Genomic DNA, 24,386 nt, shown 5'->3' with positions numbered 1-24,386 from the left:
CGAGGAGTCGATCCACGATGCTCACCCCCGTCCCCGACGCCGACGGCGCCCCCTTCTGGGAGTACGCCGCCCGAGGCGAACTGCGTGTCCAGGCCTGCGCCGACTGCGGCGAGCCCCGCTTCCCGCCCCGCCCCTGCTGTCCGCACTGCCGGTCGTTCGCGAGCGAGTGGCGGGCGACCTCGGGACGCGGGCGGATCTGGTCCTACGTCGTCCCGCATCCGCCCCTGCTGCCCGACTACGCCGCGCACGCCCCCTACGTCGTGCTCCTCGTCGAGCTGGCCGAGGCGCCCCGGATCCGGCTGGTCGGCAACCTGGTGAGCGAGCCCGGGGCGGCCCTCGGCTCCGTCCCGCCGGACCGGGTGCGCATCGGCGCCCGGGTGCAGGCCGTCTTCGGCGCGGACGGGCTTGCGCAGTGGGTCCTGGAGCGCCCGTGAGCGTGCGTCTGGACGTCGACGAGAAGACCGCCGTCGCCGTCGTCACCCTGGACCGGCCGGAACGGCTCAACGCCGTCGACCTCGAGACGGCCGACGAGCTGCGGGGGATCTGGCGCGCGCTGCGCTTCGACGACTCCGTGCGCGCCGTCGTCCTCACCGGGGCCGGCGGGCGGGCGTTCTCCACCGGGATCGACCGGGACGCCGTGGTGCCGCAGCCCGGCTCGCCCTTCATGCAGGACGACCCGCTGCTCACCGTCGGCCCCAAGGCGAACGACCTGTGGAAACCGGTCGTCGCCGCGGTGGAGGGGATGGCCTGCGGGGGCGCCTACTACCTGCTCGGGGAGTGCGAGTTCGTCGTCGCGGGGGCCGACGCCGCGTTCTTCGACCCGCACACCACCTACGGAATGGTCAGCGCGTACGAGTCGGTGCTGCTCGCGCAGCGGATGCCGTACGGGGAGGTCGCCCGGATGATGCTGATGGGCGGCGCGGAACGGATGTCCGCCCGGCGCGCGTACGAGGTCGGCCTCGTCTCCGAACTCACCGAGGCCGGGGGTGCGCTGCCGGCCGCCGTGGCCTGCGCCGCGGTCGTCGCCGGGTACCCGCCGGGCGGCGTCCAGGGCACCGTGCGGGCGCTGTGGTCGGCGCGGGAGGCGGCCCGCGCGACGGCGTTCGCGCAGGCCCCGCACCTCATCGCGCTGGGCAACCTGCCCTCCGATCAGCAGGCCGAGCTGTTCACCGGCCGCCGGGGCGGAGGGTTCCGGACACGGTGAGCTCCGGCGGAGCAGCCGATCCCGGGCCCGACGCGCAGACGCCCCGGTTCAGGGGCCCCGCCTGTGGACGGCTGCCGGACCCACGGCCGGCAGGTGGCCGCCCATCCGTCATGGCCAGGTGCGCTCGATGCGGTGGGAAGTTCCTTCCCCCGGTTCTCTCAGGAGGTCAGTGGCCCGCCGGACCCTCGCGGACAAGGGTCCGGTGAGCCCGGAACGCGGACCGCGGCCGGGCCCGGCCGCCTCAGGAACGGTAGTGCCCGGCCTTCAACTCGCCTATGAAGGCGGCCCAGGAGGCGGCTTCGAAGCACAGCAACGGACCGTGCGGGAGGTGGAGTCCTCGCGTGCCCGTGGGCAAGACGGTGTGGGCGGAGGCGCCCGTGGTGGCGTCGGGCCGTTGAGGGACGTCCGGTCAGCGCGCTGGTGCCGCCGGCTGCGCCTCGCAGTGGTCGATCCTCGCCGCGACGGACGGGGTGGACAGGTCGACACGGACCGTCGCCGTGGCGTTGCCCGCGGCGTACGCGTCCTCGTTCCGTTGCTCCACACGCCCCGAACCGGCGTCGAGGAAGTCGACCGTGACGGTGAAGTAGCCGCCGGTCGCGTTCGGGTTGGTGAGCTCGACCATGGCGTAGGGCCGGCTCGGCGTCGCGCAGTCGATCAGCTTCACGGTGGCGTCCCGCAGGGTCACGGACAGGGTCGAGGAGCCGGAGCCGCCGGATGTGCCGCCCGTGTAGTCGTCGTCATCGTCGTAGTCGCGGTAGCGCGAGCCGGACGTGCCGCCGCTCGACGACGACGAGCTGTCGTGGTCCTGACTGGAGCTGCTGCATCCGCCGCCGCTGCCGTGACCGCTGCTGTGCCCGTGACCGTGGCCCCGGCTCGTGGAGAAGCCGGTCAGCGCCAGTACCACCAGCGCCGCGACCGCTGTGAACCTGAGTCTGCGTCCCCGTCGATCCATGCCCGCCACCCTAGGGGGACCCTGTCACGGCCATGTCACCGCATGGCGACCGGCCGGTCTCCGGCGTAGCGTCCGGGGTGAGAGCGACCGGCGGGCCGCTCCCCCGCAGCGACGGCCGCCGTCCGGACCCCTTCCGTACCCCCGGCACGACGGCCGTCCCGGACGGTGCCGCACGGGCCGCTCAGGTCGGCCGCACGGGCCGCTCGGGCCGGTCAGGTCGTCAAGTCGGTCGGCCGGGTCACAGCGCTCAGGGCGGATCAGGGCGGATCAGGAAAGTCACCGCGGTAGGTCAGGCGGTGCGGGCCGTGCCCGTGCCCTTCTCGGCGTCCAGCGCGTACACGCAGCGGTCCTTGCTGCACGCGTACACGACGCCGTCGCGGACCAGCGGGGAGCCGGTGATCTCGCCGCCGGTCGCCAGCTTCCAGCGCAGCCGCCCGTCGTCGGCCTTCAGGGTGTACAGCAGATGGTCGGTGGAGCCGAAGTGGATACGGCCCTCCGCGACCGCCGGGGCGCCCACGATGTCGCCGCCCGCCTGGAAGCGCCACTTGGGGGTGCCCGTCACGGCGTCCAGGGTGTAGAGGCCCTTGCCGCTGCCGACGTGGACATGTCCGGCGGCCACCAGCACGGGGTCGACGGAGGACCGGGCCTCGGTGGCGATGCGCCAGCGGTCGCGGCCGTCGGTGGCGTCGAGCGCGTACACCGTGCCCAGGTAGTCGGCGAGGTAGACGCCGCCGCCGGTGACCGCCGGGCCGGGCACGAACGTCGGCGCGGACAGGAACACCGCCGGGGCCTCGAAGTGCCAGCGCACCATGCCGCTCGCCACGTCGACGGCGAGCACCCGGGTGCCGGCGGAGAGGTAGACATAGCCGTCGGGGGCGGGGGTGACGCGGACCGGGACGCCGCCGCACGAGGCCGTGTCGCCGATCGGGTACGACCAGCGCTCCTCACCGGTGCGGGCGTCCAGGGCTCTGAGCCGGGCGTCCCGCCAGACGTAGACCGTGCCGTCGTGCAGCGCCGGGCCGGCCTCCGGGGACTCGAAGTCGGTCTGGCAGCCGGTGATCTCCCAGAGCTTGTGGCCGCTGGACGCCTCCCAGGCCTGGACGCCGCCGCCCCGCGTGCCGGTGACGAGGGTGCCCCGGTCGGCCTTGAGCGAGTACACCCAGGCGTCCGTCGACAGCCGCCACAGGTCGCCGCCCTCGCGGGCGTCCAGCGCGAACAGGGTGGGGCCGTCGGAGGCGTGCACCCGGCCGTCGGCGACCGCCATCGACCAGGCCACGTCGCGCGTCTTGAAGCGGCGGCGGCCGGTCGCCACGTCCAGGGCGTGCACCTCGAAGGAGGTGACGTAGACGAGGTCCCCGGAGACGGACGGCGTGCCCCACACGTCGTTCGACATGCGGAACCGCCAGGGCCGCCAGCCCGCCGGGGTCTCCGCGGGCGCGGTCGGCGGGGTGGGCACGGTGGTGTCGGCGCCGTTGACCCCGGGGCGCGGGCGGGACCAGCCGGCGACCAGGCCGGGCTCGGCGACCGGCGCCTTCACGGCGGCCGTGGCGCGGACGTCGGCGACCCGGGGACCGGGCCCGATGGGCACCGCCGCGCCCGCCAGCCGGACCGGGCCGGTGTCGGGGGCCCCGACGGGCGCGGGCGCCGGGCGGGAGAGGACCACGGGGTCGTGCGGGGGCGGGGGCGGCACGGGCGGGACCGGCCGGGCCATTCCCACGCCCTGGCCGCTGCGGGGGCTCGGGGGCGCGGGCTTCACCGGGGGACGGCCGCCGCGGCGCGTCTCGATGAGGGTGACGGCCTTCTCCGGCAGCCACGCCGACGCGGTTCCGCTGTCGTCCGAGCCGGAACCGAAGAGGTGGGGGGCGAGCTGGGCCTGGAGGTCGGCCGGGTTGGGGCGGGCCGTCGCCTCCATCTGCATACAGGACTCGATGAGCGGGCGCAGCTCGTCGGGCAGGCCGTCCAGGTCGGGGCCCTCGCGCAGCAGCATGAAGACGGTCTCGACCGGATTGGCGCCGCGGTAGGGCGGGTGGCCGGTGGCGGCGAAGACGAGCATCGAGCCGAGCGAGAAGACGTCACTCGCGCCCGTCACGCTCCGCGAGTCCTTGGCCTGCTCGGGAGACATGTAGGCGGGGGTGCCGACGGCCACGTTCGTCATCGTCAAACGCGTGTTCGAGACGCCGGACGCGATGCCGAAGTCGATCACCCGGGGACCGTCCTCGACCACGAGCACGTTGGACGGTTTCAGGTCACGGTGGACCAGCCCCGCGCCGTGGATCGACTGGAGCGCCTCGGCGACGCCCGCCGCCAGCCAGCGCACCGCCTGGGCCGGCATCGGGCCGCAGTCGTTCACTATCTCCTCGAGGGAGGGCGCGGGCACGTACGCGGTGGCCAGCCAGGGCACGGCGGCACGCGGATCGGCGTCGACGACCGCGGCCGTGTAGAACCCGGAGACCGCCCGGGCCGCCTCCACCTCGCGCGTGAAGCGCACGCGGAAGAGCTGGTCCTCGGCGAGCTCCGTGCGGACCGTCTTGATCGCCACGCGCCGGCCCGAGGCCGAACGTGCCAGATAGACCAGCCCCATGCCGCCGGCACCCAGCCGTCCCAGCACCTCGAACGGCCCGATCCGCCGAGGATCGTGCTGCGTCAGCTGATCCACCACTTGCCTGCCACCTCCCCGTACGAGCCGCGCCACCCACGTGTGTGCGCGGCCCCGTGCAGCGTCTCACCACCGCACCGCCATGGCGGCACGCACCCTGATTCTTCCTGGCCGGGCGGCCGGTTGCGAACCCGGGGGCAATAAGGGTGTCTCATTTCATATACGAGCAAAAAACACGGCTCAACGCTGCAGAAGCGCGAACGACGCCCCTTGATTGTCCGTGACGACGGCCACGATTCCGTACGAAGCGGTGAACGGACCCGCCTGCACCCGCCCGCCGAGCCGGCTCACCGCTCCCAGGGCGGCCTCGCAGTCCCGCACGCCGAAGTGGACGAGGAAGTGCGCCGGCATGATCTCCGGGAAGACGTCGCCGACCGGCGCCCGCCCGAAGTCGGGCTCGGCCCGCGGGCCGAACAGCGCCTCGTGGAAAAGGTGCCCGTAGAAGGTGTTGGCGGCCTCGGTGTCATGGGCGTAGAGCTGCGCCCACGCGAACGCGCCGGGTCGGTGCCGCACGCCGAATCCGGCGTGGCCGGCCGCCTGCCAGAGGCCGAAGACCGCGCCCTCGGGATCGGCCGCCAGCGCGGCGGAGCCCGCCCCGTCGACCGGGAGCGGCGCCGTCACCATCTGTCCCCCGGCCCGCTGGATGCGCCGGGCGGTCGCCTGCGCGTCCGGGGTGGCGAAGTAGACCGTCCAGACGGTGGGCATCCGCCCGTCCGTCTTGTGGGCGAGCCCGGCGACCCGGGCGCCGTCCAGCCGGGCCCACACCGCGGAGCCGTAGGCCTCCTCGAAGTCCCATCCGAAAAGTTCACCGTAGAACCGCTTGCCCGCGTCCACATCGGGGAGCTGCGCGTCCACCCAGCAGGGGACACCCTCCGCGTACACCGATGCCCTGTTTTCGGCCATGAGGCCAAACTAACGGCGCTGCACGCAAGCCGCAGACCAGGCACAGCCGCCTCCGCACCCCCGCGCACCCCATTTGCAGTCGGCCGAATCGCGCTCCGATCACCCCTCGGTAAGCTGACGGCATGACAGGACAAGTGCGTACCGTCGACGGCCGCGTGGCCGGTCGACGCGGGCAGGCGACGCGGCAGAAGCTGCTCGACTGCCTCAGCGAGATGCTCAGCTCCTCTCCTTACCGGGACGTCAAGGTCATCGATGTCGCCCGGAAGGCAGGCACTTCGCCCGCGACGTTCTACCAGTACTTCCCCGACGTCGAGGGCGCCGTCCTGGAGATTGCCGAGCAAATGGCCGCCGAGGGAGCTGAGTTGACCACTCTGGTCGCGGGGCGCTCCTGGGTCGGCAAGGCAGGCTGGCAGACGGCCCAGGAACTCGTGGACGGCTTCCTGGAGTTCTGGCGGAAGAACGACGCGATCCTCAGGGTCGTCGACCTCGGCGCGGCCGAAGGCGACAAGCGTTTCTACAAACTCCGCATGAAGATCCTCAACTCGGTGAACAACTCCCTCTCGGACGCGGTCGCCGAACTCCAGTCCAAGGGCCGGGTCGACAAGGACGTGAACCCGGCCGCGGTCGCCGGCGCGCTCGTCGCGATGCTCGCGGCGGTCGCCTCGCACCAGAAGGGCTTCCAGACGTGGGGCGTCAAGCAGGCTGAACTCAAGCCGAACCTGGCGCTGTTGGTGCACCTGGGCATCACCGGCAAGAAGCCGACGAAGTAGCCGGCCGGGCCCCATTCCACAACGTCACGTCCTGTCTGCCGGGCGGCGGTTCACCCAGGTGAGCTGCCGCCTGCCGCACTCCGCGGCGTCTACCGCACTCCGCGGCGCCTTCCGCACTCCGCGGCGCTGCCGCGATCCGCACCGCAGGCCGGCGTCCGGCCGGACCGGTGCGGCCGTGCCCCTGGTGCCGTGACCGGAAAGGTTCACCGGCCCACGACGCCCGGCACGGCTCTAGGCGGGCAGCGCCCGGCCCTTCACCACGTGCTTCATCACCAGCGTCGACGTCAGCCGCTGCACACCCGGCAGGGTCGCGAGCCGTTCGTCGTAGAGCCGCTGGAAGGCCGCGAGGTCGGCGGTGGCCACCCGCAGCAGGTAGTCCGGCTCCCCGAACAGCCGCTGCGCGTCCAGGACGTGCTCCACCTCGCCCACCGCCCGCTCGAACTCGGCGACGGTGTCCCGGTCCTCCTGCCGCATGGACACGAAGACCAGTGCCTCGAAGGTCAGCCCCACGGCGGACGGCTCCACCACCGCCCGGTATCCGCTGATCGCCCCGGAGCGCTCCAGCTCCCGCAACCGCCGGTGGCACGGCGAGACGCTCAGCCGCACCCGTGCGGCCAGCTCGGTCACGGTCAGCCGCCCGTCCTGCTGCAGCTCGGCAAGAATCTTCCGGTCCACGTCGTCCATGAGGCAGATCTTCCCCCATTGTGCGAGAGAGCGAGAAAACATCGGGAACACTTTCGGCCGCATCGCGCCTAATGTCCCCACCATGGACTCGGGATCCCTCCTCTCCTTCCTCGCCGTGGACCTGCTGCTGGTGTGCGTGCCGGGCGCCGACTGGGCGTACGTGGTCTCCGCCGGGCTGCGCGGCCGCTCGGTGGGCGCGGCGGTCGGCGGTCTGGTGAGCGGCTACGCGCTGCACACGGCGCTGGCGGCGGCGGGCCTCGCGGTGCTGGTCGCGGGCTCGCCCGCGGTGCTGACCGGACTGACGGCAGCGGGCGCCGCCTATCTGGTCGTGCTGGGCTGGAGCGTGCTGCGGCGGCCGGGGACACCGGGCGCCGGAGAGGAGCTCGCGGCGGACGGACCGCGGGTGTTCCTGCGCGGGGCGACGATCAGCGGCCTGAACCCCAAGGGACTGCTGCTCTACCTCTCGGTCCTGCCGCAGTTCCTCGGCCCCGGGGCCGGACGCCTGCCGGTGGCCGCGCAGACGGCTCTCCTCGGGCTGCTGCACATGGCGTGCTGCGCGGCCGTCTACCTCACGGTGGGCGTCCTGGCCCGCAGGCTGCTGGGCGCCCGCCCGGCGGCGGCCCGCGCGGTGACCCGCACCTCGGGCGCGGCGATGCTCGGGATCGGCGCGTTCCTGCTGGCACAGCGCCTGGCCACGCTGTGAGCCGGCCCCGCGGGCGACCCCCGGACCGGTCCGGCCCGCTGATCAGGACGGCCGCCCGAGCTCCGACCAGGCGGCGGCCGCCGGGACGCGGGGCAGGAGGGCGGACGCCGGCCCACTGATCAGGAGGGCGGCCGGGGCGTGATCCGGAACAGCCGGATCTCGCGCTCCACCCGCTCCTGGTAGGCGGCGTACGGCGGCCAGAACGTCAGCAGCCTCTTCCAGACCGCGGCCCGCTCCTCTCCCGCCAGCAGCACGGCCGTGACCGGGATGTCCGTGCCCTTCCAGCTGATCTCGGCGTCGGGGTGGGCGAGGAGGTTGGCGGTCCAGGCCGGATGCCCGGTGCGGCCGAAGTTGGAGCCGACCAGGATCCAGCTGCCGCCGCCCTCCTCGGGCATGCAGGCGAGCGGCGTCCGCCGCGGCCGTCCGCTCCGCGCGCCGGTGGCCGTCAGGATCACGCCCGGCAGGAGCTGGGCGCTGAGCAGCACCTTTCCCCGGGTGAGACGGTGCACGGCCCGGTCGAGGGCCGGTATGACGTGCGGGGCCACCTTCGCGAAGGCCCGTGTCGAGGACACCTTCTGCACCGCTCTGACGCCGATCACACCGTCACCTCCGTACGTGCGAACAGTCCGGCCCGCTCGGCCGCGTGGGCGCGCAGCCGGTGCACGGGCCCGAACAGCAGCTCGTCCCCGGCGGCCCGCTTGAAGTACAGGTGCGCCTGGTGCTCCCAGGTGAAACCGATGCCGCCGTGCAGCTGGACGCCCTCGGCGGCGGCCCGGCGCAGCGCCTCCAGCGCCTGGGCGAGCGCGAGCCCGCCGACCCGCTCCCGCCGGCCGGCTCCGCCTCCGCCGCCTTGGCCGTCCCCGCCTGCCGCCCAGGCGGCGTAGTACGCGGCGGAGCGGGCCGCCTGGATCTGCACGTACACATCGGCGAGCCGGTGCTGCACCGCCTGGAAGGAACCGATCGGCCGCCCGAACTGCTCCCGCTGCCCGAGGTACTCGACGGTCCGCTCCAGCGCCCGTCCGGCCGTGCCCACGGCCTCGCAGGCGAGGAAGGCGGCGGCGAAGTCCCCCGCGTCGGCAAGGGCCTCGGGCACGTCGTCCTCTTCCGTGCCCAGCAACTCGGCGGCCACGTCCCGCAGTTGCACCCGCGCCTGCGGCCGGGTGGCGTCGAGGGCCGTCTGCCGCGTCCGTACGACGCCGGCGGCGTCCCCCGGCGCCAGGAACAGCAGGGTCCGCGACCGTACGAAGCCTCCGGTGTGCGCGGCGACGAGCAGCAGTCCTGCGCTGTGTCCGTCGAGTACCTGCGCGGCCTCGCCGTACAGCCGCCAGCCGTCTCCCGAGCGGCGGGCCTGCACTCCGCCCGCCCGTCCGCCGCCGGACCAGTCACCGCCGCCCGGTCCGGTCAGGGCGAGGGCCGCGGCGAGGGCGGACGCGGGCACGGCGAGCGCGGCGGTGAGCGTGCCGTCGGCGATCCGGGGCAGCAGGCCGGCCCGCTGGGCGTCGGTCCCGAGGGCGAGGACCAGGGGCGCGACGAGCACGGAGGTCGCGAGCAGCGGGCTCGGCGCCAGGGCCCGGCCGGTCTCCTCGGCGGCGAGGGCGAGGTCGGTGCGGAGGCAGCCGACCCCGCCGTGGGCTTCGGGGAGCGCGAGCCCGGGCAGCCCGAGCTGCTCGGCGAGCGCGGCCCACAGGGCGGGGTCGTGCCCGGCCGGGGCGTCGAGGGCGGCCCGCAGTTCCGCGGGGCCGCAGCGTTTGTGGAGCAGTTCGCGCAGCGTGCGGCGGATCTCGTCCTGCTCGGCGGTGAAGCCGGGGTCCATGGCCGCCCCTTCCTACAGATCTGACGGTCCGTCATATTAGGAGTTCGGCAGCGAGTTGCCCAGAGGAAGGTGGCCTTTCATGACCGTGCGGACCCGGAACGTGGCCGTGGTCGGCGTCGCGCTCTCCGACTGCGGCCGGGTCGACGAGGCGACCCCGTACACCCTGCACGCACAGGCGGCCCGCCGGGCGCTGGCGGACGCGGGGCTCGGGCGGGAGACGGTGGACGGCTTCGCCTCCGCCGGCCTCGGCACGCTCGCCCCGGTCGAGCTGGCCGACTACCTGGGCCTGCGGCCCACCTGGGTCGACTCCACCTCGGTCGGCGGCGCGACCTGGGAGGTGATGGCGGCGCACGCCGCCGACGCGATCGCCGCCGGCCACGCGAACGCCGTCCTGCTGGCGTACGGCGCGACGCCCCGGGCAGACATCAGGGCGGGCCGCCGCGGCGGCACGTTCGCCTTCGGCGCACGCGGCCCCCTCCAGTTCGAGGCGCCCTACGGGCACACCCTGGTCGCCAAGTACGCGATGGCGGCCCGCCGCCACATGCTCCAGTACGGGACCACGATCGAGCAGCTGGCGGAGGTCGCCGTACAGGCGAGGGCGAACGCGGCGCTGAACCCGGAGGCGATGTTCCGCACCCCGGTCTCGGTCGACGAGGTGCTCTCCGGGCCGATGATCGCGGACCCGTTCACCAAGCTGCACTGCTGCGTCCGCTCCGACGGAGGCGCGGCGGTGCTGCTGGCCGCCGAGGAGTACGTGCGGGACTGCCGCACGGCGCCGGTGTGGATCCTGGGGACCGGGGAGCACGTCTCGCACGCCTCGATGTCCGAGTGGGAGGACTTCACGGTGTCCCCGGCGGCGACCGCGGGCCGGCTGGCCTTCGCCCGCGCCGGACTGCGCCCGGACGAGATGGACTTCGCCCAGATCTACGACGCGTTCACCTACATGACGCTGGTGACCCTCGAGGACCTGGGCTTCTGTGCGAAGGGCGAGGGCGGCCCGTTCGTGGAGAAGGGCCGGCTGCGGGTCGAGGGCGGCGCGCTGCCGGTCAACACCGACGGAGGCGGCCTGTCGGCCCAACACCCGGGGATGCGGGGCCTGTTCCTGCTGGTGGAGGCGGTGCGTCAGCTGCGGGGCGAGGCCGGCCCACGCCAGGTGCGCACCCGGGACGGCGACCCGCCCCGCCTGGGCGTGGCCTGCGGCACCGGCGGCTGGTTCTGCTCGTCGGGCACGGTGGTGCTGGGCCGGGACTGAGGCGGGGTTCAGGCGGGACCGAGGCGGGGCTGAGGCGCGCGGTGAGATCCGGATCGGTGATCTCTCCGGGGGCGGCAACCTTTCGTGGGGCGGCGGCCACTGAGGGGATGGAGGCCTCCGTGTTCGGAGGCTTTCGCGTCCGGGAGGGTCGTCTGCCGGACGGGCTCCGCCGAAACGCGTAAGGACTTCTCCCGTGGCAGCTTCCTCGCACCGCCGTTCCCGCCGCCCCGACCGGCCCAAGGTCCGCGTCCCCGTGGTCGCCGTGGTCGCCGTGGTGGCCGTGGCCGCCGTCGCGCTCGTCGTGTCCCTGGTCGCGGCCCTCCGCCCCGGCGGTGGGAGCGACGACGTGCGGGAGGCCGGCGCGCCCGTCGCCGGCGTACGGGTGAGCGGGTCGGCGACGCCGACGACGGCGAAGACGTCCGCGTCGCCGACGCCGTCCGCTTCGTCCTCGGCGTCCGCGAGCCCGAGTCCGACCGCGAGCGGGACGACGACCGCCCCGGCCTCCCCGGCCGCGCGGCCCCCGGCGAAGGCCGCCGCGCCCGCCGCCCGGGCGGCCTCGGGGGCGGGGCCGCTCGCCGGACGGATCCGGCCCGGCGCCTCCTACACCGGCGTCGCCACCTCCTACGACGCGGGCGACGGCAGCGGCGCCTGCTCCTTCGGCCCGACCTCCGACGTGATGACCGCGGCGATGAACACCGCCGACTACGAGACGTCGAAGGCGTGCGGCGCGTACGTGGCCGTCCGCGCGGCGGGCGGGGCGTCCATCACGGTCCGCATCACCAACGAGTGCCCGGCACCCTGCGCACCCGGTCAGCTCGACCTCAGCCGGCAGGCCTTCGCCAAGCTCGCCCCTCTCTCGGCGGGCCGCATCCCGATCACGTGGAGCCTGCTGAGCCCGGCCACGTCCGACACCGTCTCGATCCGCTACAAGATCGGCTCCAGCCAGTACTGGTGCGGGATCCAGGCGATCGGCCACCGCAACCCGGTGGCCCGCCTCGAGGTCCGCAGCGGCGGCTCCTGGATCCGGCTGGCGCGCACCGACTACAACTACTTCCTCTCCGAGAACGGCGCCGGCTGCGGCGGCGCGATCCGGCTCACCGACATCTACGGGGAGCGGCTGACCGTCGAGGGGATCGCCGTCCGGCCGGACGCGGTGCAGCCGACCCGGGTCCAGTTCGCCCGGCACTGACCGGATACTCGGTGCATGACCAAGGACCTTCATGAACTGCTGAGGACGCTGCGGGTGTGGGACCCGGAGGTGACGGAGCTGGCGCCCTTCGACGCCTCGTCGGCCCCCCACGACCCGATCCCCCTCTTCACGCGGTGGTTCGCGCAGGCGGTCGCGGCGGGCGAGCGGGAACCGCACACGATGACCCTGTCGACGTCGGACGAGGAGGGCCTGCCCGACGCCCGGATCGTCATGCTGCACGGCGCGGACGCGGACGGCTGGTCCTTCGCCACCCACGCCACCAGCGCCAAGGGCCGTCAGCTCGCCGCCCGCCCGTACGCGGCCCTCACCTTCTACTGGCCGGTGCTGGGCCGCCAGGTCCGGGTCCGCGGCCCGGTCACGTCCGCTCCCTCCGAGGAGGCCCAGGCCGATCTGCACGCCCGCTCGACCGGCGCGCTGGCCGCCGCCCTGACCGGACGGCAGAGCGACGTCCTGACCTCGGCGGAGGAACTCGCGGCGGCGTCGGAGGCCGCCTGGGAGCACGCCCGCACCCACCCGACGGCCAAGTCCCCGACCTGGACGCTGTACCGACTACGGCCGGAGGAGGCGGAGTTCTTCCAGGGCGACGCCGCCCGCCGCCACACCCGGCTGCGCTACCGCCGCACCGGCGACGCCTGGTCCACCGACCGGCTGTGGCCCTGAGCCCGCGGGTCAGGAACGGTCGGTGGCACGTGGGTGCCCGGTCCCGGCGAACGTGATCCAGCAGGTGTCGCGGGACGTGTCGAGGAGGTACCAGACGCGTCCGGCCCCGGTCACCTCGATCTGCCATTGCTGACAGGTCCGCCCTCGATGGGTGCCGTGCGCCAGGCTGCCCTTGAGACGGTGGTGCCGGGTTGTCTCGGCGGCCGGTGCGGGGTCGGTTCTCATGACGGTCCAGGCGCGAAAAGTGTTCTCGCGCGCCTGCTGCGTCAGGTTCTCCCAGCCCTTCGCCGAGGCCGCGTCGGCGAAACGAACCTCCCAGTGGCCGTCGGGTGCCGGTGGTGCGACGCGGTCTCCGCGGCCTGCGCTCACAGGCCCTCCCGCGGGTCCGCGGCGGGGCCGTAGTCCTCGTCGTGGTTCCTGGTCAGCGCGGCCAGCAGTTCCGGGTCGGAGTGGACCTCGGCCGTGTGCTCCCAGGCGATGAGCAGCTGGGCGACGGACGCGCTGTTGCCGACGGAGTCTGCGGCCCTCATGGTGTCGACCAGTTCGACGGCGAACGCGTGCACGTCGGCCTCGGCCAGGAAGCGGATCCAGGGGAAGGCGTCCGGCAGTATGCCCAGGAGGAGTTCCATGCTGCCCGGATCCCGGCGCGCCAATGCGGCGAGCATCCGCGTGGCGGCGGACACCACGGTCTGGTCCTGTTCGGCCCGAGTCGCGGTGGTGAGAACGAGATCCTCCCCGTCTCTGCGGTGCAGCAGCAGCCGAGGCGACTCCTTGAGCCGGGCGAGCGTCTGCTTGTTCTTGTTCACCAGTTCGGAGAAGTTCACAGCGGCGTTTTCGATGGCCATGACTTCGAAAGTACTTCGAAATTCCCGCCTGCACCATGCACCGCCTCCCCCCTCACCCGAACGGAGGAGGGAGGAGGGAGGAGACCGCTCTACGCGCCGGCAGACGGCGACCGCGTTCTCCACCCGGCCCCCACCCCCTACGCGAACGCGTACACCGCGAAGTCCGCGACCGGGCGGTAGCCGATGCGCTGGTAGAGGCCGTTGCTCGTCGGGTTGGCGAGGTCGGTGAACAGGAGGATCTCCGCCGCGCCGGAGGCCTGCGCCGCGCGGCTCACCTCGACGGTCGCCGCGCCCGCGTAGCCACGGCCGCGCAGGGCGGGCGGGGTGTAGACGGGGGCGACCCGCACCTGGCCGGCCACTTCCGGGGTGACCCCGGACATGGCGACGGGGGCACCGTCGGGCGTCTCCCAGAGGGTGATCCCGCCGTAGGCGATCCGGGAGTCGGCCCAGGCGCCGGCGTCCTGGCCGGTGTGCGCGCCGGTGTCGTCCATGAACGCGTCGTGCCAGCGGATCAGCAGGTCGCGGTCGGCGGCGTCGGCAACCCGCGCCCGGCCCGCCGGAACCGCTCCGGGGGACGTCAACTCACCCAGCCGGTAGAGGCGTTGCCGCTCGACGAGCTGTGAATCGACGCCGGTCCTGCGGCTCCAGGCCGCCGCGAAGAAGGCGGCGGTGTCGCGGTCGGCGGACACCCCGGGGAGACGGTACCCGTCGGCGGCCAGCCGCTCGGCAAGGGCTTCGGCCCCCTCCTCCGTCAGGGAGGTGAGGTTGAGCCGGTGCGGAGGCGTGCGGAAGAACACCCCGCGCACGTCACCGGCCACGTCCAGCGTGCCGAAGAGCGGGTCCTCCGGACCGTATATGTGCGGGCCCCTGCGGCGCAGACTGTCGACGACGGTCAGCGGGACCGTGTGCAGCGCGGGGCGGGAGCGCAGGAATTCGCCGGCGCGCTCGAGGAACGCGTCGAGGTCGTGGGTGAGGTGCCAGTCGTCAGGGCGCATGGCCCATCGTGGCGCGCGAAGGCCGCTCGCCGCCTGTCAATTACCGCGCGGTCAGGGGGACTCGGGCTGGGGGTCGGTGGCCAGCCGGCCGTGCGCGTGGACGTCCCGGAAGGCGTCCCGGCGGCCGGCCTCCCACATCGCCCCGCGCAGAGTGCCCTCGTGACGGAATCCGCAGCGCTCGGCGATCCGGCAGGAGGCGTCGTGGCCGAGGGCGTGGCCCAGCTCCAGCCGGTGCAGACCGACCTCGGCGAACGCCCACCGGGCCGCGAGCAGCAACGAGCGGGTGGCAACGTGCCGGCCCCGCGCCTCCGGCAGGACCCAGTAGCCGACGATGCCGCGGCTCGGCACGCGTTCGATCGCGCTGACGCCGACCTGTCCGAGGATCGTCCCGTCGGCCGCGTCCGTGACGCAGAAGATCATCGCCTGTCCGGCGGCGGCGTCCGCCGTCTTGTTCTCCAGGGACTCCCGCGCGGTGGCGGCGTCCGAGACCGTCCGCAGCGGCGTGTTCCAGCGCAGGAACTCCGGGTCGGTGAGCCCGCGCAGCCAGGCGTCCACGTCGGCGGCGGACTCCGGGTCCCAGACTCGCAGCCGGAGCCCGTGGCCGTCGAGGACGGGCGCGGCGGGCAGCGCGGGCGACACGGACGACAGGAAGGTGTCGCTCGACGTGACAGGCGTGGCGGGCGCTGAGGAGGGCTCACGGATCTCGGTCATCCGGTCATTGAACACCTGTCCGGCCGTGCGTGGGCGGCCCCTCGGCCACCGCCCGGAACACCGGCGCCCCGTCCCGGAAGACGATCGTCAGAGCCATGCCCGCGCGCGGCTCGGCTCCCCCCACCAGCTCCGTCGACATGCGCGGCCCCTCGGCGAGATCGACCATCGCCGCGACGTACGGCGTGCGCTCCCCGAAGGGCGGCAGGTCGTTGCGATGGACGACGGACCAGGTGTACAGGGTGGCCAGGCCGCTCGCCTCCTCCCAGGTGACGTCCTCGCTCCAGCAGTGCGGGCAGAACTCCCGTGGGTAGTGATGGGCCCGCGCGCAGGCGCCGCAGCGCCGGATCAGCAGCCGACCCTCGGCGGCAGCGTCCCAGTACGTACGAGTGAAGGCGTCGGCCTCCGGCAGGTCGAACCGCGCCGACGTGCCCATCAGAACCACCCCAGTGCACTGTCCATGGACCACGTCTGCCAGGCCATCGCGCCCAGCCCCACCGCCGAGATCAGCGCCATCATCGAGTTCTGCCCCTGCTCGGCCCAGTCGTGGATCATGAGGACGAGGTAGAGGAGGTTGAGCAGCAGGCCCCCGACCAGGGCGACCGGGGTGAGGAAGCCGAGGATCAGGCCGAGGCCGAGCGCCAGCTCCGCGTAGACCACGACGTACGCCATGAGGCGCGGGCGCGGCTGCACCACCGCGGCGAACCCGGAACGAACGGCGCTCCAGCGGTGCTTGGCCGCCACGTCCGCCGCCCAAGCGATGCCGGCACCGCTCTCGAACCAGCTCTTCTTGTCCTTGTGCCGCCAGCTCTCCAGCCACCACAGTCCGAGCCCGATCCGCAGCACCGCCAGCCACTCAGCCCCGTCGAGCCAGATCGCATCCATGAATCTGACGGTACGTCAGACAACACCGCCCGGGAACCCCACGGGATCCCCCGCCGAATCCCGGACGAGGCACCCCGTGCGCCGACAGTGAAGCTGCGGGGTCCCCCGTGAACGGCCGCCGATCGCCACACAGGCGGACGCCTCCGCGCAGTCGGCGTGGGCTACTGGGCTACTGCCGGCCAGCGGCACAGGGGGCCGGCTCAGAGCAGGTGATCGGCCTTCCCCGCCTTGATGTCGACGTCGAGGATCATCGTCCGGAGCGCTTCGCTGTCGGCCGTATGCGGGAATGGAAAGCCGTTGTCTACGCGGCGCCGTTCCTGCTCAGGGCGGTGAGCACGTGGTCCAACTCGTTCGGCATCACCGCGACCAGGACGGCTCCTTCGGAGGAGGCGCACTCTACGATCCTGGACCTGCCGTTCATCTTCCAAGCTGCTTCACGCAGCGAAGGGAAACGGACGCCGACCTGGCGCAGCCCTCCCGGGAGAGACACTGCCGCGCCGCCCCTGCCGCGGTGCTCCCAGGCCATCGAGGTGGGGCCGATCACCATGCACCCACGGAGCCACCGGCCTTCGAACGCGGGATGTCGGAGCAGACAGGGAACCTTGATCACATCTCCCCGAGCAGCAGCATCCTCACGTTGCTTGGCCTTCCTCCAGAACAACCGGGCTGTCAGTCCGGCCACGACCAGCATCGCCGCTAATTCGATCACCGTTGCATTCAAGCATTCCGAAACTCGAGCGCACCAGACCCGGACGGGCGCTCGCACAGGGCACCGTGTCCGCGCCGCATCTCCTGCGCGAGGGAGAGGACGACCGGCGTCTCGAGCTGGCTCTCAGTGCGCCGCACCGCTTCGGTCGGCTCGAGGCGGCACGGCGGCCCCGGACTCCTGATGTCGCGCCCCTCTTTTTCCGTTCGCGCACAAGCAAGTGGCCTACGTCACCAGCTCCACCCACATCTCACCCATGCGTGATCGATCCGCAACCAATTCCGGTCTTGACCGAGACCCATCAACGGCATACGTGATTACTCTCGCGCTCATGGAAGACTCCGCACCGCGCCCGGCCCCCCAGGCGATCACTGCCGCGAACCCGGCCGACCGCCCCGTCTACGTCATCGGCGGCGGCCCCGGCGGACTCGCCACCGCGTACACGCTGCGTGCCCAGGGCATACGGGCCGTCGTCGTGGAGAAGGCCGACGGGGTGGGCGCGTCCTGGCGGCGCCACTACGACCGGCTGCACCTGCACACCACCCGGCGCCTCTCGGCCCTGCCGGGGCTGGCGATACCGCGCCGTTTCGGGCGGTGGGTGGCCCGGGACGACCTGGTGCGCTACCTCGAGAAGTACGCCGAGGTCCATGAACTGGAGATCGTCACCGGCGTCGAGGTCTCCCGCGTCGAGCGCACGCCCGACGGCACCGGCTGGCTGCTGCGCGCCACCGGCGGGCGTGAGCTCGTCGGCTCGGCGGTGGTCGTCGCCACCGGTTACAACCACACCCCGCATCTGCCCCGTTGGCCCGGCATCGAGGCCTTCACGGGCGACCTGGTGCACGCCGCCGACTACCGCAGCGGCAAGGAGTACGCGGGCCGGGACGTCCTCGTCGTCGGCGTGGGCAACACCGGCGCGGAGATCGCCGTCGACCTGGTGGAGAACGGCGCGGAGCGGGTGCGGCTGGCGGTGCGCACGGTCCCGCACATCGTGCGCCGCTCGACCGCCGGGTGGGCAGCCCAGTACAGCGGCATCATGATCCGCCGGCTCCCCGTCGCCCTCGTCGACCGGATCTCCCGGGTGACGGCGAAGGCGAGCGTCCCCGACCTGTCCGCGCACGGACTGCCGCGCCCCGACACCGGTCTCTACACCCGGGCCCGCCAGGGTGCGATCCCGGTGCAGGACGTCGGTCTGATCGACGCCGTGCGCAAGGGCCGGGTGGAGATCGTGGCCGCCGTGGAGGGCTTCGAGGGCGGCGAGGTCGTGCTCGCCGACGGCTCCCGGATCGCCCCGGACGCCGTGGTCGCGGCCACCGGGTACGTCCGCGCCCTGGAAGGCCTGGTCGGCCACCTCGGCGTGCTCGACGACGCGGGCAGACCCGTCGTCCACGGCTCCCGGACCCCGAAGGACGCCCCCGGCCTGTTCTTCACCGGCTACACCACCCCCATCAGCGGGACGCTGCGCGAACTGGCGCTCGACGCCGAGCGGATCGCCAAGGCGGTGCGCCGCCGGAGCCGGTGACTGCGCGCAACCATGACGACCGTCGGCAACTCCCTTTGTAACCGCCGGTAACTCCCTTGCATCACCTGCTCGTTACACCTGTGCAAGATGTGGCGAGAGCGTTGTCGCGCGCCCTCTCACGGAGCCAGAATGTGAGACCTGTTCACCTTTCAGGTTCATCCCCTCTCGCTCCCGAAGCCCGTCGGAGGACGCACGTGGCAAGTGAAAGCCGGCCGACCCCCAGAATGTCCCGCCGCTCCCTGCTCGGCCGCACCGCGGCCGTGGCCGCCGGCGCGACCGCCCTCACCGCGACCGCCGGCGGCCCGGCCGCCGCGGCCACCCGGGACGTCGACGTCGCGATCGTCGGCGCCGGACTGGCCGGCCTCACCGCGGCCCGCGACCTGGTGGCCGCGGGCCGCACGGTCGTCGTCCTGGAGGCCCGCGACCGCGTCGGCGGCCGGGTGGTCAACCTGCCCCTGGCGAACGGCGGGGTGACCGAGGGCGGCGGCGAGTTCATCGGCCCGACCCAGGACCGCATCAAGGCGCTCGCCGACTCCCTGGGCGTGGCCACCTTCCCCACGTACAACACCGGCAAGAACCTGCTCTACAAGGACGGCAAGAAGACCCCGTACGCCACGGACGGCCCGCTCGGCTCGGTCCCACCCGTCGACGTCGCGGGCCTCGCCAACGCGGCGATCGTGCAGTCCTCGCTGGACGACATGGCCAAGACGGTCCCGGTCGACGCGCCCTGGACCGCGGCGAAGGCCGAGGAGTGGGACCGGCAGACCTTCGAGAGCTGGCTGCGCGCCAACGCCGTCGTGCCGTCCGCCAAGTTCCTGCTGGATGTGGCCTGCACCTCGATCTTCTCGGCCGAGCCCCGCGAACTCTCGCTGCTCTTCGTGCTCTTCTACATCGCCGCCGCCGGCAACGAGTCGACCCCCGGCACCCTCGAGCGTCTCACCGAGACCGCGAACGGCGCCCAGGAGCGGCGCTTCGTCGGCGGCTCCCAGCTGGTGCCGGTCAAGCTCGCGGCGACGCTCGGCGACCGGGTGGCGCTGAACGCGCCGGTACGCACGATCAGCCGGTCCGGCGGCAAGTACGTCGTCACGGCCGACGGCCTCACCGTCACCGCCAAGCGCGTCATCGTCGCCGTGCCGCCGCCGCTCGCCGCGCGCATCACGTACGACCCGCTGCTGCCCGCCGACCGCGACCAGCTCACCCAGCGCCTCCCGATGGCGTCGGTGGGCAAGGCGATCGCGATCTACGACACCCCCTTCTGGCGGGCGGACGGCCTCAACGGCCAGGTGGTCAGCGACACCGGCGTGATCAGCTCGACCTTCGACAACTCCCCGCCGGACGCCTCGTACGGCGCGCTGATGGGCTTCATCGAGGCCGACGAGGCCCGCAAGCTGGACGCGGCGAGCGAGGCCGAGGTCAAGGCGGCGGTCCTGAAGGACTACGTGACGTACTTCGGCGCGAAAGCGGCCTCCCCCACCTCCTTCGTCCTGCAACGCTGGAACAACGAGGCGTACACCCGCGGCGGGCCCGTCTCCATCGGGGCGCCGGGCGTGCTGACCCAGTACGGTCCGGCCCTGCGCCGGCCCGTCGGCGGCATCCACTGGGCCGGCACGGAGACCTCCGTCCACTGGATGGGGTTCATGGACGGAGCGGTGCGGTCGGGCGAGCGGGTGGCCAAGGAGGTGCTGGCGGCCCTGTAGACGGGGGCCCGCGCGGGGCGCGGACGCCACGGCGGAGACGGCCCGGTCCGGCCGTCTCCGTTCGTTCCGGTGGGCACGACTGCGCGGACGTGTGTGACGACTGTGTGCACGACCATTCCTGACGGTCCGTCAGGTATGTAACCTGACAGAGCGTCAGTTACTCGACAGTCACCCATGGCAGTCACACAGGAGCGGGCGGACCGATGCTTGGATCAACCCACGGCACCCTCACCACCGACTCCCGCCGGGCCCGGGTCATCGCGTGCGGCGAGCACCCCGGGCCCGCCGTCCACGGCCGGCCGGCCCAGGCGGACGACCTCGACGTCAGCGGCCGTCCGCTCTACGCGGACGTCCCCGACCTGGACCGGTTCTTCCGGCCGGAGTCGGTCGCGGTCGTCGGCGCCTCGGACGCCGAAGGCCGCCCGAACACCGGTGTCACCCGGCAACTCGTCGACTGGGCCGAGCGGGTGGGGGCGCGGCTGCATCCCGTGCACCCCACCCGTGCGACCGTCTTCGGCATCCCCTGCTTCCCCTCCGTCGCCGAGCTGCCCGAACAGGTCGACCTGGCGGTCCTGCTGGTCGCCGACCCGGTACCGGTGATCGAAGGGCTCGCCGAGACGAAGGTGAAGTTCGCCGTCGTCTTCGCCTCCGGCTTCGCGGAGACGGGCGAGGCGGGCGTGGCCGAGCAGGAGCGTCTGGCGGCGGCCGTGGAGCGGTCCGGCATCCGCCTCCTCGGCCCGAACACCAACCTCAACGCCTTCGAGCGGTTCCGCGACGATCTCACCGGAGGGTCGATCGCGCTCATCACCCAGTCCGGGCACCAGGGCCGCCCGGTCTTCGCGCTGCAGGAGCTCGGCGTGCGCCTCTCCCACTGGGCGCCGACCGGCAACGAGGCCGACCTGGAGACCGCGGACTTCCTCTCCTACTTCGCCGAACGCCCGGAGGTCGGCGCGATCGCCTGCTACGTGGAGGGCCTGAAGGACGGCCGTTCCTTCCTCCTCGCCGCCGACCGCGCCGCCCGGCGCGGGGTGCCGGTGGTCGCGGTCAAGGTGGGCCGCACCGAGACCGGCGCCCGCACCGCGGCCACCCACACCGGGAAGCTGACCGGCGCGGACGAGGTCGTCGACGCGGCGATGCGGCAGTACGGCGTGATCCGCGTCGACGGTCTGGACGAACTCCAGGACACGGCCGCCCTGTTGGCCCGCGCCCGGCCGCCGCGGGCGTCCGGCGTGGCGATCTACTCCATCTCGGGCGGCACCGGCGCCCACGCGGCCGACCTGGCCACGGCGGCCGGTCTGGAACTGCCCACCCTGTCGGCCGCGAAGCAGGCCGAGCTGCACCAGTGGATCCCCGCGTACCTGAACGTGGCCAACCCCATCGACAACGGCGGCCATCCGGTCGGCGACGAACGCGGCCGGAAGATCATCGACGCGATTCTCGACGACCCCGGGGTGGGCGTCCTGATCTGCCCGATCACCGGCCCGTTCCCGCCGCTGAGCGACCGTCTCGTGCGGGATCTGGTGGACGCGGCCGAGCAGACCGACAAGCTGGTGTGCGTGGTCTGGGGATCCCCGGTGGGCACCGAACCGGCCTACCGTGACGTGCTGCTGGGCTCCTCCCGGGTGGCGACCTTCCGCACCCTCGCCAACTGCGTCACGGCGGTCCGCGCCCATCTGCGGCACCACCGTTTCGTGAGCGACTACCGCTCGCCCTTCGACGAGGCCCCCCGCACCCTGTCGCCGTCCTACCGCAAGGCGCAGCTGCTGATGCGGCCCGGGCAGCAGCTGAGCGAGCACGCGGCGAAGCAGCTGCTGCGGGCGTACGGCATCCGCGTCCCGCGCGAGCAGCTGGTCACCAGCGCGGCGGCGGCCGTGCGGGCCGCGGGGCTGGTCGGCTACCCGGTGGTGATGAAGGCGTCCGGCGCGCAGATCGCCCACAAGACCGAGCTGGGTCTGGTGAAGATCGGTCTGACCTCGGCGAGCCAGGTCCGCGACGCCTACCGCGAGCTGACCGACATCGCCCGCTACGAGGGCGTCTCGCTGGACGGCGTCCTGGTGTGCCAGATGGTCGAGCGGGGCGTGGAGACGGTGGTCGGCGTGACCCACGACGAGCTGTTCGGGCCGACGGTGACGGTCGGGCTGGGCGGGGTGCTGGTGGAGGTCCTGCGGGACGCCGCCGTGCGGGTGCCGCCGTTCGGCGAGGACCAGGCTCGCGCGATGCTCGACGACCTGCGCGGACGGGCACTGCTGGACGGCGTCCGCGGCCGTCCGCCGGCGGACGTGGACGCGCTGGTCGAGGTCGTGCTGCGGGTGCAGCGCATGGCCCTGGAGCTGGGTGGCGACCTCGCCGAGCTCGACATCAACCCGCTGGTGGTGCTGCCGAGCGGGCAGGGCGCGGTGGCGCTGGACGCGCTGGCGGTGTGCCGGTGAGGTGCACCGCCCGGCCGGGGACCGGGACCGGTCCGGGCGATCACGCCGCGGACGCGGGGTGCGGCACGCGCATCCGGGGCGTCGTCGCCGGTTGCCGGCCCCACCGCGCTCGGCCGCGCTCCGGCGGAGGGACCCCCATCGCGTCGCCGCCCTCCTCCGCCTCGCAGCCGACCGCACCGCACCCCGCTCACCGGCACTGAACAGGCACCGCCGATCCCTGCGACCCCGATCGGCCGGACCGCCGCAGCCGACGCCGACGCCGAGACGAGGGGCGGGGCCGTCTCCCGGCGGTCCGCCCTGCCGACACGGAGGACACGTATGACCGCCCCTTCGATCCTGAGCACGACGGACGACCACGTCACCCGCCTCACCCTCAACCGCCCCGAGGCGCTCAACGCCCTGGTTCCGGACCAGCGCGACCACCTGATCACGCTGCTCGCGCAGGCGTCCGCCGACCCGGAGGTGCGGGCGGTGGTCCTCACCGGCACGGGCCGGGGGTTCTGCGCCGGGGCGGACCTGCGGGGCGGGTCGGCGGCGGGCGAGCGGATCGCCGGGGACGTGGCCCGCACCATCCGGGTGGGCGCCCAGCGCCTGATCGCCGCGGTCCTCGACTGCGAGAAGCCGGTCGTCGCGGCCGTGAACGGCACGGCGGCCGGCCTCGGCGCGCACCTCGCGTTCGCCTGCGATCTGGTGCTGGCCGCCGAGTCGGCCCGCTTCATCGAGGTGTTCGTCCGCCGCGGCCTGGTCCCCGACGGCGGCGGCGCCTATCTGCTCCCCCGTCTGGTGGGCCCTCAGCGCGCCAAGGAGCTGATGTTCTTCGGCGACGCGCTCGGCGCGGCCGACGCCGAACGCCTCGGCCTGGTCAACCGGGTCGTCCCGGACGGCGACCTGGACAAGACGGCCCGCGAGTGGGCGGCCCGGCTGGCGGCCGGCCCGACCCGCGCCCTCGCCCTGACCAAGCAGCTCGTCAACGCCTCCCTCGACGCCGACCGCACCACCGCCTTCGCCGCCGAGGCCGCCGCCCAGGAGATCAACATGACGACGGCGGACGCCCGGGAAGGCGTGCGGAGCTTCACGGAACGCCGCGCGGCGGACTTCGGGGGCCGCTGACGCCGTAGACCGCAGGGGACCGGGACCCGCACACCCCTTCCTATCTGACGAACCGTCAGCTTCAATGGGGATGTGATGGGACATGCGGGAATGGCGGCCGCGGCCGTGCGGTATCTGAGGGCGGAGGGCAGGCCGCCGGTCGAACCGCTGCCGCGGCCCGAGCTGCGCTGTGTCCGGGAGGACGAGCGGGCACCGGTGGACGCGGGCGAGTTCCGCCGCGTGCTCGGAAGCTTCGCCTCGGGCGTGACGGTCGTGACGGCGCCCGCCGCCGACGCCGACGGCGCCCCCGCCGGCTTCGCCTGCCAGTCCTTCTCCTCGCTCTCCCTCGACCCGCCCCTGGTCGCCTTCATGGTCGGCCGGACGTCCACGACCTGGCCCCGGATCGCCCGCGCGGGCGTCTTCTGCGTCAACGTCCTCGGCGCGGGCCAGCAGGCCCTGTGCCGCGCCTTCGCCGCCAGCGGCACCGACAAGTTCGCCGGCGTCGACCACGACCCGGCTCCGGTCTCCGGCGCCCCCCGCCTCGCCGGCGCCCTCGCGTGGATCGACTGCACGATCCACGCGGTCCACACGGGCGGCGACCACCTCATCGTCGTCGGGCGGGTGAACGCCCTGGGGACGGACGGCGGCGCGGACGAACCGCCGCTGCTGTTCCACCGGGGCCGGTTCGGCTGACCGCCGGCGCGGC

The 24,386-nt window shown here is 73.5% G+C and carries 24 protein-coding genes; 12 read left to right on the top strand and 12 right to left on the bottom strand.

All coding sequences use genetic code 11. The features are described from left to right. Positions 1–17 precede the first annotated feature (17 nt). Both C6376_RS12295 and C6376_RS12290 read left to right on the top strand, forming a co-directional pair. Positions 18–434, top strand: a complete 417-nt coding sequence (locus tag C6376_RS12295; protein WP_107443450.1) for a Zn-ribbon domain-containing OB-fold protein — start codon at positions 18–20, stop codon at positions 432–434. Next, entirely contained in the window at positions 431–1,204 is a 774-nt protein-coding gene (locus tag C6376_RS12290) for an enoyl-CoA hydratase/isomerase family protein (RefSeq protein ID WP_107443449.1), read from the top strand. The genes C6376_RS12295 and C6376_RS12290 overlap by 4 nt, the downstream gene beginning before the upstream one ends. 409 nt (positions 1,205–1,613) lie before the next feature. On the opposite strand, the gene C6376_RS12280 is transcribed toward C6376_RS12290, so the two are convergent. The 3 genes from C6376_RS12280 to C6376_RS12265 form a co-directional block, all read right to left on the bottom strand. Then, positions 1,614–2,156 carry a hypothetical protein gene (locus C6376_RS12280; RefSeq protein ID WP_107443448.1) on the bottom strand — a complete coding sequence of 181 codons (543 nt, stop codon included), beginning with the start codon at positions 2,154–2,156 and terminating at the stop codon, positions 1,614–1,616. Between the two features lie 289 nt (positions 2,157–2,445). After that, positions 2,446–4,815, bottom strand: coding sequence for a PQQ-binding-like beta-propeller repeat protein (locus tag C6376_RS12275; RefSeq protein ID WP_107443447.1), 2,370 nt, complete (start codon positions 4,813–4,815; stop codon positions 2,446–2,448). Positions 4,816–4,992: 177 nt separating this feature from the next. Beyond that, positions 4,993–5,715, bottom strand: a complete 723-nt coding sequence (locus C6376_RS12265; protein ID WP_107443446.1) for a VOC family protein — start codon at positions 5,713–5,715, stop codon at positions 4,993–4,995. A 134-nt stretch (positions 5,716–5,849) separates the two neighbouring features. Here C6376_RS12265 and C6376_RS12260 point away from each other — a divergent pair, with 134 nt between their 5' ends. Continuing rightward, the gene (locus C6376_RS12260) at positions 5,850–6,485 is read left to right on the top strand and encodes a TetR family transcriptional regulator (protein ID WP_107443445.1); all 636 of its coding nucleotides are present in this window, start codon (positions 5,850–5,852) and stop codon (positions 6,483–6,485) included. A 231-nt stretch (positions 6,486–6,716) separates the two neighbouring features. Here the strand turns inward: C6376_RS12260 and C6376_RS12255 are convergent, their stop codons facing one another. After that, positions 6,717–7,169: an Lrp/AsnC family transcriptional regulator gene (locus C6376_RS12255; RefSeq protein ID WP_057578957.1), complete on the bottom strand. Its 453-nt coding sequence runs from the start codon at positions 7,167–7,169 to the stop codon at positions 6,717–6,719. 82 nt (positions 7,170–7,251) lie between these two features. Between C6376_RS12255 and C6376_RS12250 the strand changes: the two genes are divergently transcribed. Next, positions 7,252–7,872, top strand: a complete 621-nt coding sequence (locus C6376_RS12250) for a LysE family translocator (protein ID WP_107443444.1) — start codon at positions 7,252–7,254, stop codon at positions 7,870–7,872. 119 nt (positions 7,873–7,991) lie between these two features. Here C6376_RS12250 and C6376_RS12245 read toward each other — a convergent pair whose 3' ends face one another. Both C6376_RS12245 and C6376_RS12240 read right to left on the bottom strand, forming a co-directional pair. Next, positions 7,992–8,471: a nitroreductase/quinone reductase family protein gene (locus C6376_RS12245; protein ID WP_107443443.1), complete on the bottom strand. Its 480-nt coding sequence runs from the start codon at positions 8,469–8,471 to the stop codon at positions 7,992–7,994. Beyond that, a complete protein-coding gene (locus C6376_RS12240; RefSeq protein ID WP_107443442.1) occupies positions 8,468–9,685 on the bottom strand; it encodes an acyl-CoA dehydrogenase family protein in 1,218 nt (405 codons plus the stop codon). Before C6376_RS12240 ends, C6376_RS12245 begins: the two co-directional genes overlap by 4 nt. A 79-nt stretch (positions 9,686–9,764) precedes the next feature. On the opposite strand from C6376_RS12240, the gene C6376_RS12235 reads away from it, so the two are divergent. From C6376_RS12235 to C6376_RS12225, 3 genes are all read left to right on the top strand, one after another. Beyond that, positions 9,765–10,937 (top strand): acetyl-CoA acetyltransferase, encoded by a 1,173-nt coding sequence (locus C6376_RS12235; protein WP_107443441.1) that lies wholly within the window; start codon positions 9,765–9,767, stop codon positions 10,935–10,937. Positions 10,938–11,130: 193 nt separating this feature from the next. After that, positions 11,131–12,126, top strand: a complete 996-nt coding sequence (locus C6376_RS12230) for an expansin EXLX1 family cellulose-binding protein (RefSeq protein WP_107443440.1) — start codon at positions 11,131–11,133, stop codon at positions 12,124–12,126. Between the two features lie 15 nt (positions 12,127–12,141). Further along, positions 12,142–12,807 carry a pyridoxal 5'-phosphate synthase gene (locus C6376_RS12225; protein WP_107443439.1) on the top strand — a complete coding sequence of 222 codons (666 nt, stop codon included), beginning with the start codon at positions 12,142–12,144 and terminating at the stop codon, positions 12,805–12,807. Positions 12,808–12,816: 9 nt separating this feature from the next. On the opposite strand, the gene C6376_RS12220 is transcribed toward C6376_RS12225, so the two are convergent. The 6 genes from C6376_RS12220 to C6376_RS12195 form a co-directional block, all read right to left on the bottom strand. Next, positions 12,817–13,176, bottom strand: a complete 360-nt coding sequence (locus tag C6376_RS12220) for a hypothetical protein (protein WP_107443438.1) — start codon at positions 13,174–13,176, stop codon at positions 12,817–12,819. Beyond that, entirely contained in the window at positions 13,173–13,652 is a 480-nt protein-coding gene (locus C6376_RS12215) for a hypothetical protein (RefSeq protein WP_107443437.1), read from the bottom strand. Before C6376_RS12215 ends, C6376_RS12220 begins: the two co-directional genes overlap by 4 nt. Before the next feature lie 137 nt (positions 13,653–13,789). Continuing rightward, positions 13,790–14,647, bottom strand: a complete 858-nt coding sequence (locus C6376_RS12210; RefSeq protein ID WP_107443436.1) for a GNAT family N-acetyltransferase — start codon at positions 14,645–14,647, stop codon at positions 13,790–13,792. Between the two features lie 51 nt (positions 14,648–14,698). Beyond that, positions 14,699–15,358 (bottom strand): GNAT family N-acetyltransferase, encoded by a 660-nt coding sequence (locus tag C6376_RS12205; RefSeq protein WP_107443435.1) that lies wholly within the window; start codon positions 15,356–15,358, stop codon positions 14,699–14,701. 4 nt (positions 15,359–15,362) lie between these two features. Next, the gene (locus C6376_RS12200; RefSeq protein ID WP_107443434.1) at positions 15,363–15,791 is read right to left on the bottom strand and encodes a Zn-ribbon domain-containing OB-fold protein; all 429 of its coding nucleotides are present in this window, start codon (positions 15,789–15,791) and stop codon (positions 15,363–15,365) included. Further along, positions 15,791–16,240: a DoxX family membrane protein gene (locus tag C6376_RS12195; protein ID WP_107443433.1), complete on the bottom strand. Its 450-nt coding sequence runs from the start codon at positions 16,238–16,240 to the stop codon at positions 15,791–15,793. Before C6376_RS12195 ends, C6376_RS12200 begins: the two co-directional genes overlap by 1 nt. A gap of 1,037 nt (positions 16,241–17,277) precedes the next feature. On the opposite strand from C6376_RS12195, the gene C6376_RS12185 reads away from it, so the two are divergent. The 5 genes from C6376_RS12185 to C6376_RS12165 all read left to right on the top strand — a co-directional run bounded on the left by C6376_RS12185 (position 17,278) and on the right by C6376_RS12165 (position 24,373). Further along, positions 17,278–18,465, top strand: a complete 1,188-nt coding sequence (locus C6376_RS12185) for an NAD(P)/FAD-dependent oxidoreductase (protein WP_107443431.1) — start codon at positions 17,278–17,280, stop codon at positions 18,463–18,465. Between the two features lie 224 nt (positions 18,466–18,689). Further along, positions 18,690–20,162, top strand: a complete 1,473-nt coding sequence (locus C6376_RS12180) for an FAD-dependent oxidoreductase (RefSeq protein WP_107443430.1) — start codon at positions 18,690–18,692, stop codon at positions 20,160–20,162. 203 nt (positions 20,163–20,365) lie between these two features. After that, positions 20,366–22,591, top strand: coding sequence for an acetate--CoA ligase family protein (locus tag C6376_RS12175; protein WP_107443429.1), 2,226 nt, complete (start codon positions 20,366–20,368; stop codon positions 22,589–22,591). 318 nt (positions 22,592–22,909) lie between these two features. Further along, positions 22,910–23,701: an enoyl-CoA hydratase/isomerase family protein gene (locus C6376_RS12170; RefSeq protein ID WP_107443428.1), complete on the top strand. Its 792-nt coding sequence runs from the start codon at positions 22,910–22,912 to the stop codon at positions 23,699–23,701. A gap of 75 nt (positions 23,702–23,776) precedes the next feature. Then, positions 23,777–24,373, top strand: coding sequence for a flavin reductase family protein (locus C6376_RS12165; protein ID WP_107443427.1), 597 nt, complete (start codon positions 23,777–23,779; stop codon positions 24,371–24,373). The last annotated feature ends 13 nt before the right edge of the window (positions 24,374–24,386 follow it).

The sequence above is a fragment of the Streptomyces sp. P3 genome (assembly GCF_003032475.1).
Taxonomy (GTDB): Bacteria; Actinomycetota; Actinomycetes; order Streptomycetales; family Streptomycetaceae; genus Streptomyces.
This window is presented reverse-complemented; position numbering and strand designations above follow the sequence as displayed.

Excerpts from the sequence above, each read along its gene's own strand:
- C6376_RS12265 (WP_107443446.1), bottom strand. The coding sequence starts at position 5,715 with ATGGCCGAAAACAGGGCATCGGTGTACGCGGAGGGTGTCCCCTGCTGG.
- C6376_RS12165 (WP_107443427.1), top strand. The coding sequence starts at position 23,777 with ATGGGACATGCGGGAATGGCGGCCGCGGCCGTGCGGTATCTGAGGGCG.
- C6376_RS12280 (WP_107443448.1), bottom strand. The coding sequence starts at position 2,156 with ATGGATCGACGGGGACGCAGACTCAGGTTCACAGCGGTCGCGGCGCTG.
- C6376_RS12185 (WP_107443431.1), top strand. The coding sequence starts at position 17,278 with ATGGAAGACTCCGCACCGCGCCCGGCCCCCCAGGCGATCACTGCCGCG.
- C6376_RS12205 (WP_107443435.1), bottom strand. The coding sequence starts at position 15,358 with ATGACCGAGATCCGTGAGCCCTCCTCAGCGCCCGCCACGCCTGTCACG.
- C6376_RS12250 (WP_107443444.1), top strand. The coding sequence starts at position 7,252 with ATGGACTCGGGATCCCTCCTCTCCTTCCTCGCCGTGGACCTGCTGCTG.
- C6376_RS12180 (WP_107443430.1), top strand. The coding sequence starts at position 18,690 with ATGTCCCGCCGCTCCCTGCTCGGCCGCACCGCGGCCGTGGCCGCCGGC.
- C6376_RS12210 (WP_107443436.1), bottom strand. The coding sequence starts at position 14,647 with ATGCGCCCTGACGACTGGCACCTCACCCACGACCTCGACGCGTTCCTC.
- C6376_RS12225 (WP_107443439.1), top strand. The coding sequence starts at position 12,142 with ATGACCAAGGACCTTCATGAACTGCTGAGGACGCTGCGGGTGTGGGAC.
- C6376_RS12255 (WP_057578957.1), bottom strand. The coding sequence starts at position 7,169 with ATGGACGACGTGGACCGGAAGATTCTTGCCGAGCTGCAGCAGGACGGG.
- C6376_RS12170 (WP_107443428.1), top strand. The coding sequence starts at position 22,910 with ATGACCGCCCCTTCGATCCTGAGCACGACGGACGACCACGTCACCCGC.
- C6376_RS12215 (WP_107443437.1), bottom strand. The coding sequence starts at position 13,652 with ATGGCCATCGAAAACGCCGCTGTGAACTTCTCCGAACTGGTGAACAAG.
- C6376_RS12240 (WP_107443442.1), bottom strand. The coding sequence starts at position 9,685 with ATGGACCCCGGCTTCACCGCCGAGCAGGACGAGATCCGCCGCACGCTG.
- C6376_RS12235 (WP_107443441.1), top strand. The coding sequence starts at position 9,765 with ATGACCGTGCGGACCCGGAACGTGGCCGTGGTCGGCGTCGCGCTCTCC.
- C6376_RS12200 (WP_107443434.1), bottom strand. The coding sequence starts at position 15,791 with ATGGGCACGTCGGCGCGGTTCGACCTGCCGGAGGCCGACGCCTTCACT.
- C6376_RS12295 (WP_107443450.1), top strand. The coding sequence starts at position 18 with ATGCTCACCCCCGTCCCCGACGCCGACGGCGCCCCCTTCTGGGAGTAC.
- C6376_RS12195 (WP_107443433.1), bottom strand. The coding sequence starts at position 16,240 with ATGGATGCGATCTGGCTCGACGGGGCTGAGTGGCTGGCGGTGCTGCGG.
- C6376_RS12175 (WP_107443429.1), top strand. The coding sequence starts at position 20,366 with ATGCTTGGATCAACCCACGGCACCCTCACCACCGACTCCCGCCGGGCC.